The organism is Mycobacterium sp. (genome assembly GCF_049280035.1).
Classification (GTDB): domain Bacteria; phylum Actinomycetota; class Actinomycetes; order Mycobacteriales; family Mycobacteriaceae; genus Mycobacterium.
In genome coordinates this window covers 1-6361 of record NZ_JBAPPI010000106.1, presented here as the reverse complement: position 1 = coordinate 6361, position 6361 = coordinate 1, and the positions used below count along the sequence as shown (strand labels likewise).

Annotated in this window: 7 protein-coding genes and 1 pseudogene; 2 read left to right on the top strand and 6 right to left on the bottom strand. The window is 63.6% G+C overall.

The features are described from left to right. The first annotated feature begins 41 nt into the window (after nucleotides 1-41). Complete coding sequence (locus WAN71_RS03550) at nucleotides 42-803, top strand: O-methyltransferase (RefSeq protein ID WP_422224006.1); 762 nt, start codon at nucleotides 42-44, stop codon at nucleotides 801-803. A 148-nt stretch (nucleotides 804-951) separates the two neighbouring features. On the opposite strand, the gene WAN71_RS03545 is transcribed toward WAN71_RS03550, so the two are convergent. Further along, the gene (locus WAN71_RS03545; protein WP_422224005.1) at nucleotides 952-1446 is read right to left on the bottom strand and encodes a YceI family protein; all 495 of its coding nucleotides are present in this window, start codon (nucleotides 1444-1446) and stop codon (nucleotides 952-954) included. Nucleotides 1447-1781: 335 nt separating this feature from the next. Here WAN71_RS03545 and WAN71_RS03540 point away from each other — a divergent pair. Then, nucleotides 1782-2054 (top strand): annotated as a pseudogene (locus WAN71_RS03540) (ferritin-like domain-containing protein); the annotation flags it as partial. 68 nt (nucleotides 2055-2122) lie between these two features. On the opposite strand, the gene WAN71_RS03535 reads toward WAN71_RS03540, so the two are convergent. The 5 genes from WAN71_RS03535 to WAN71_RS03515 all read right to left on the bottom strand — a co-directional run. After that, a complete protein-coding gene (locus WAN71_RS03535; RefSeq protein ID WP_422224004.1) occupies nucleotides 2123-3085 on the bottom strand; it encodes an amidohydrolase family protein in 963 nt (320 codons plus the stop codon). A 92-nt stretch (nucleotides 3086-3177) separates the two neighbouring features. Beyond that, entirely contained in the window at nucleotides 3178-4629 is a 1452-nt protein-coding gene (locus WAN71_RS03530) for a catalase (protein ID WP_422224003.1), read from the bottom strand. Between the two features lie 115 nt (nucleotides 4630-4744). Next, nucleotides 4745-5245, bottom strand: a complete 501-nt coding sequence (locus tag WAN71_RS03525) for a Dps family protein (protein WP_422224002.1) — start codon at nucleotides 5243-5245, stop codon at nucleotides 4745-4747. 92 nt (nucleotides 5246-5337) lie between these two features. Next, nucleotides 5338-5988 carry an HD domain-containing protein gene (locus WAN71_RS03520; protein ID WP_422224001.1) on the bottom strand — a complete coding sequence of 217 codons (651 nt, stop codon included), beginning with the start codon at nucleotides 5986-5988 and terminating at the stop codon, nucleotides 5338-5340. A 43-nt stretch (nucleotides 5989-6031) separates the two neighbouring features. Next, nucleotides 6032-6361: aldehyde dehydrogenase family protein (locus WAN71_RS03515; protein WP_422224000.1), on the bottom strand; the 330-nt coding region annotated here is incomplete at its 5' end.

Here is a 6361-nt window from a genome sequence, read left to right as displayed (position 1 = left end):
CTAATGGCGAAGTCTGCGTCTGGAGATCAGGTTTCGGTGCAATGAGTCTCAGTAGGACGTTGCGACAGAAGTTTCCATTCTTGAGGTACTCGTTCCTGCGCGGGGCTTTCGGCGGCCTGAACGTCATCCGGACGGGTCAGATGGGTGACGGCCGGGAGGAGGCGACGGTCGAGTACGTCATTGCCAACGCACCGGCGGGCGATGTCGACGCCGCGATCGACGCCATCGACAGCTTTGCCTACGACAAGTCGATCCTCATGAACGTTGGCGACGAGAAGGGTCAGCTGCTCGACGCGGCCGTCAAGCGCGCGAATCCGAAGCTCGCCATGGAACTCGGTGCCTACTGCGGATACAGCGGGCTGCGGATCGCCCGAGCGGCGCCGGCTGCCAAGGTGTTCTCGATCGAGAAGTCTGGTGCCAATGCCTCGGTGGCCCGTCGCGTGTGGGCGCACGCCGGCCTCGCCGATCGCGTCACCTGCATTAACGGCACCGTCGGCGACGGGGCGACGCTCGAGGTTCTCGCCAAGGACTACGGATTCACCGAGGGCTGTTTGGATTTCGTGTTCCTCGACCACTGGAAGGACGTATACCTGGACGACCTGCAGCGGCTAGTCGACCGGGGCTGGCTGCATTTGGGCACGATCGTGGTCGCCGACAACGTCGGCATCCCCGGCGCACCCAAGTACCGCGCCTACATGAAGGAACAGCAAGGCAAGCGGTGGCAGACCATCGAGCACGAAACCCACGTCGAGTATCAGACGCTACTCAAAGACCTGGTTCTGGAGTCGGAGTTCTTGGGCTGAGCCGCGCCATCATCACATCGCCACCTGGAAGGCGATTGATCCGATACTGGGTGCATTCGCCATCGCGTTCGAAGGCCGGATCACCCCAGCAAGGAATAACTAACCATGCCAAGCAGATCCACCGCTGACCTGACAGACCCGACTCCAGTCAGGCCCGCTTCAGGGTGGCGTCGAGGATAACCTTGACCGGCTTGGTGGTGCCCCATCGGGTGATCCCGTACTCCTTGGGTGAGACGACCACCGTGGCGTTGTAGCGGGGTGGACCCGCTGTGGTCGACCGTGTCGCGTGGAAGCTGACCGACTGACTGATATCGCGGACGCGCAGGGTGCCGGTGACGTCAAGCCCGGTGGGCGTTTCGATGACGGCGGTGCTGCGGAACTCCAGGGTAGGAAACCGTGCGGCCGCGAACACGTTATCTGCCCGGAGGTGCTCGTCGCGCATCTTGATGCCGGTATCGACGCTGTCGGTCCATATGACGGCCGAGATCGCGGATTCGGCCACCGAGGGACCGACTGTGATCGCCGACTCGTACCGGTCGAAACGGCCATTCACCTTCATGCCGAAGGCCGCCTTAGCCTGAAAGCCGACTGACGACGCTGTGGTATCCAAAGTCCACTCGCCGGCGCTCAATTCAATGTCCACAGCAGACCGTCCACTCCTTGACTTTTACCTGTCCCGGCCTTGTTCTGGCCGGCGTTGAGCGGGACCACCTCGCCTGAATCCATGCCCGCGGTCCGTTGGGAACACTAACGCACCCCTCACCGTTCGTGTCGCTCACGCATACTTGACGACGGTGCGCTGCGCGCCGAGGTCGATCGCCCGGTCATCGGTCGCCACCGCGGCCTCGACGACGTCGCTGTGGCGCAGATATTTCGGGTTGTTGGCCTGCCTTGAGATGAAGGTCTTCCACTTCAGCTGGTCCGGCAGCAGTGACCCGATGGTTTGGACCGGGTTGGGTGGTGCGCTGATCGCCGTGCCAGCGGATGCGTGCCCTCGACGCCGTTCCCGACGGCCGGTCCGACACGGTCGCAGCGACGACGAGCCTGCCGCAGTTCCCGGCCAACGAGCTAAACACCGGCGATGTCGTCGATCTGGTGACCGCACGGACGTACGCAACGGTTGACACCATCCGTGACGTGCACGACGACGTCGACGCCGTCGACCCCAGCACCAGCGATCTGCTCCACGAGATCATCGACTCGCTGGAGAAGCTCGCCTGGATGATCAAGTCCGAGAACCGCAAGATTTAACCCGGCAAGACGGCGCCTCGGCTTGACCCGAATCCGTAGGGGCCCAGCCGGGGACGCCAGCGCTGGACCTAGCCAGGACGCAGTAGCCGGGTGGCGTTGCGGGTGGTGAGTGCCCGCCAGCTGTCGTTGGCAGGCTGACGCGCTTGGTCGATCGATGCCAGCTGGGCGTCTACTCCGTGGGCCGGGGTCCAGCAGTAGTCGCTGCCGTAGAGCAGGCGCCCGGTGCCGAACGCCGCGACAGCGGCGGGCACTTGGTGCGGAAATGGCGCGCCGGCGATGTCGAACCACAAACGACTGAGCTGACGGGGCACTGCGCCGTCCGGGTCATCTTCGCCCGCAAACACAGTGCGGAAGAGCTCCATCCGATCGGCGAGCAGCGGTAGTGCGCCCCCACCGTGGGTGAAGACCCATTCGATGTCGGGGTAGCGGACCAGCGTGCCGGTGAACACAAGGTCGCTGACGGCACGGGTGGTGTCGAAAATGAACTCCAGCATCGGCCGGGGCCGGCCGAGGGCGATCGCCTCGGCGCACGGCGGTGAGGTGGGATGCACGAACACCGTAGCGCGGCGCCGATTCAGTTCGCGATAAAGTGGTTCGTAACGGTCGTCGCCGAGATATACGCCGGCGCTGTTGGTTTCGATGGTGATCCCGTCGCTGTCGAGTTCATCGAGTGCGTGGCCGAGCTCGTCGAGCGCGCCAGGCACGTCGGGTAGCGGCAGCGAGGCGAAGTGACCGAACCGCTCGGGGTTAGCCCGAGAGATTGCCGCGCCGGCTTCGTTGACTTCCCCGGTGAGACGGCGCGCGACGGCATCATCGCCAAAGTGGGTACCGGGTGAGGAAATCGACAGCATCGCGGTTGCCACGCCCCAGCGGTCCATCAGCCGCAGATGCTCCTCCGCCGACCAGCTCGGCCAGGCCGCCAACCCGTCGGGGTGAACGTGGCCGGCGGCGCGCGCTGCGATCACATAGGAGTCGGTGAGGAAGTGGGCGTGCACATCGATGAGCTGCTGGTCGGTGTCGGTGACGCCCATGCCGACAGACTAGTGAGGGCGAAAGCCGCAGCGCGGAACGCTGCCCACGTTAGAGCGAGGCTGTGGTGGCCGTCGGCATACGATGGTTTCGCTCATTGCCGGACGCTCTTCTCGATGCGGTTGCCGAGGTCGGTGTCGACGCTGCGCCAGTAGTCGAAGGCGCGTCGCAGTACCGGTTCGCTGACTCCGTTAAGGAGGTGGCCAGCGACGTTGTCCACCAGGCGTTCTCGCTCGACGTCGTTCATCACGTCGCGGACCAGGGTGCCGGCTTGGCCCCAGTCGTCGTCGGCGGCGCGCAAGGTGTAGGCGGTGCGCACCATGTCGCCGTCCGTGTGCCAGCCCGCAGGTTGACCGTAGCGTTCGGTGTCGGCTTGGGGTCCGCCCTTGGAGTTGGGCGCGTAGACCGGGTCGGGCGCGAGCTGATAGCGCATGTGGCCGGCCGTGCTGTAGCTGTGCACGGGCGATTTGGGCGCGTTGACTGGCAGCTGGTTGTAGTTCGGGCCGATCCGGTAGCGGTGCGCGTCGGCGTAGGCGAACATCCGGCCTAACAACATCTTGTCCGGGCTGGCTCCGATGCCGGGAACCAGGTTGCTGGGCTCCCAGGCGCCCTGCTCGATCTGGCTGTGCTGATCGGTGGGGTTGCGATCCAAGGTCAGCCGGCCCAGCTCGATCAGCGGGTAATCGGCATGTGGCCACACCTTGGTCAAATCGAACGGGTTGAACCGGTAGGTCTTGGCGTCATTGAACGGCATGATCTGCATCTTGAGCGTCCAGCTCGGGTAGTCCCCGCGCTTGATCGCCTCAAACAGGTCGCGGGTGTGGTAGTCGGTGTCGATCGACACCAGCGCGTCGGCCTCAGCCTGGGTCAAGGTTTCGATGCCCTGATCGGTGATGAAGTGATAGCGCACCCAGACCTTCTCGCCGGCGGCGTTGACCCACATGAAGGTATGTCCGCTGTAGAGGTTCATGCGCCGCCAACTGCGCGGGATGCCCCGATCACCGAACAGCCAGGTGACCTGGTGCGCGGTCTCGGGCGAGAGCGTCCAGAAGTCCCACTGCATGTCGTGGTCGCGCAGGTTGCTGTCGGCGCGGCGCTTTTGGGAGCGGATGAAATGGCCGAACTTGAGCGGGTCGCGCAGGAAGAACACCGGGGTGTTGTTGCCGATAATGTCGTAGTTGCCCTCGCTGGTGTAGAACTTCAGCGCGAAGCCGCGCGGGTCGCGCCAGGTGTCTGGGCTGCCGCGCTCGCCGGCCACGGTGGAGAATCGGATGACCGTCTCGGTTGTGGTGCCCGGTTGGAATACCGCCGCCTTGGTGAACGCGCTCACGTCGTTGGTGACCTCGAAGCGGCCAAAAGCCCCCGAACCCTTGGCGTGCGGCTGGCGCTCGGGCACCCGCTCGCGATTGAACGTCGCCATCTGCTCGATGAGGTAATGGTCGTGCAGCAGGATCGGCCCGTCCGGACCGATGGTCAAAGAGTGCTCGTCGCTCTCGACGGGAATGCCGGCATCGGTGGTGGTCGGCTTGGGTCGGATAGTGCTCATTATCTTTCCATCTCATGGTTTGTCGGCGAAGTGGATAGGTTGACTGGGCGCCTCATGAAGAGGCAGGACCGAGGAACCAGGGACCATTCCCGGGCCCTCGGGTGAACGAAAACTCTCAGGCCTTGCGGTTTTCCGACTTGAGCAACCACGCTCCCTTCTCGAGATCGTGGATGATGGTGTGCAGCAAGTGAGCAGTGGACGGATCGGCGGCGTCGACCCCGTCATGGACGGTGCGGATGGTGTCGACGACCGCATAGATGCGGTTGGTGATGAGCTCCACCGTTTCAGTGGTGCTGTGCTCACCGGCCGGCACTGCGGGGACGGTGGTCGTCGCGACGACTGTGTCTGAGCGCCCGTCGGGGACTGCGTCAATCGCGCGCATACGTTCGGCGATGGTATCGCTGGCTTCCCGGGCAATGTCGACAATGCTGTCGAGCTGCAGATGCTGATCGCGGAAGTTGGTTCCGATAACGTTCCAGTGGGCTTGCTTACCTTGCAGGTGCAGTTCGATCAGGTCAACGAGTACCTTCTGCAGGTCCTGCGACAAGCTCGCCGGGGCGTCAAATACGTGAAACTGATCGCTTTCTCGACGGTTGGCGCGGATCGTAGTAGTCATGACATCTCCTCTCGTGATATCGGTGCCGGTGATGTTTGTCGGCCAGCATGGGTGGATTTGTGTTGCAGTGCAGTCTGGTTGGTCCGCAGCGCCTATTCGGGCCAATTGTTGTTGAGGATGATGTCGACGAAGTCCTCACGGACGAATGATTCGTCGAACCGTTCCAACACGTCGCTGTTGACGTTGCCGAATGTGGTCTGCGGCCGGTGTTTGTTGCCGGCTGTGAAGGCCCGCAAGATACGGCGCTTGAAGTCGGGCCGGGGATGCGCAGCGGTCACGGCCTGAATCGCCTCGGGTGACAGGTCGTCGCGCCCGATTCCCGACACGTCAGTGTCGACACCGGCGGTGACCAAGGCGATCTCGGGCTCAAGGAACCCGGGCACGCCCGGGGTGGTGTGTAGCGCTATGCTCAGCCACACTTTTCGGGCGGCAGCGTCGTCGATGCCGCGCTGCAGCAGGAAGTCGCGGGCGGCGTTGGCGCCGTCGACCTCAAAGCGCAAGGGGGACAAGCGATACCGCTCAGTGAGCCCGATATCGTGGAACATCGCCCCGACGTAGAGCAGCTCCAAGTCGGGCCGTAGCCCGCGACGACGGCCTTGCAGCGCACCGAACAAGAACACCCGCCGGGAGTGATCGAAGAGCAGGTCATCCTCGGCTTCACGGATGAATTCGGTGACCTCGCGTACGAGCGGAGTGTCGGGGATGACGATACCGGCGATCGTTCGGACAGAAGCGGTAGGCATGGGAACTCCTTGGTAGCGGACTTTCTGTTGATGTCTCGGGGACCTATATTTCCATCACGACCGTCTTGGCTTCGGTAAAGAATTCGCGACTGTGCTTGCCTCCTTCGCGGCCGATCCCGCTGTCCTTGAAGCCGCCGAACGGTGCGCGCAGATCACGAACGGAGTAGCAGTTGACCCAGACGGTGCCGGCCCGCACAGCGCGTGCCACACGGTGTGCGCGACGCGCATTTTCGGTGAACACCATGGCGTTCAGGCCATACCGGGAGTCATTCGCCAGCCGGATAGCGTCGGCTTCACCGTCAAAAGGTGCGATGGTGACGATCGGACCGAAGATCTCCTCATGGCTGATCCGCATCTCCTGGGTGGTGTTGAC

Excerpts from the sequence above, each read along its gene's own strand:
- WAN71_RS03520 (WP_422224001.1), bottom strand. The coding sequence starts at position 5,988 with ATGCCTACCGCTTCTGTCCGAACGATCGCCGGTATCGTCATCCCCGAC.
- WAN71_RS03535 (WP_422224004.1), bottom strand. The coding sequence starts at position 3,085 with ATGGGCGTCACCGACACCGACCAGCAGCTCATCGATGTGCACGCCCAC.
- WAN71_RS03530 (WP_422224003.1), bottom strand. The coding sequence starts at position 4,629 with ATGAGCACTATCCGACCCAAGCCGACCACCACCGATGCCGGCATTCCC.
- WAN71_RS03525 (WP_422224002.1), bottom strand. The coding sequence starts at position 5,245 with ATGACTACTACGATCCGCGCCAACCGTCGAGAAAGCGATCAGTTTCAC.
- WAN71_RS03550 (WP_422224006.1), top strand. The coding sequence starts at position 42 with ATGAGTCTCAGTAGGACGTTGCGACAGAAGTTTCCATTCTTGAGGTAC.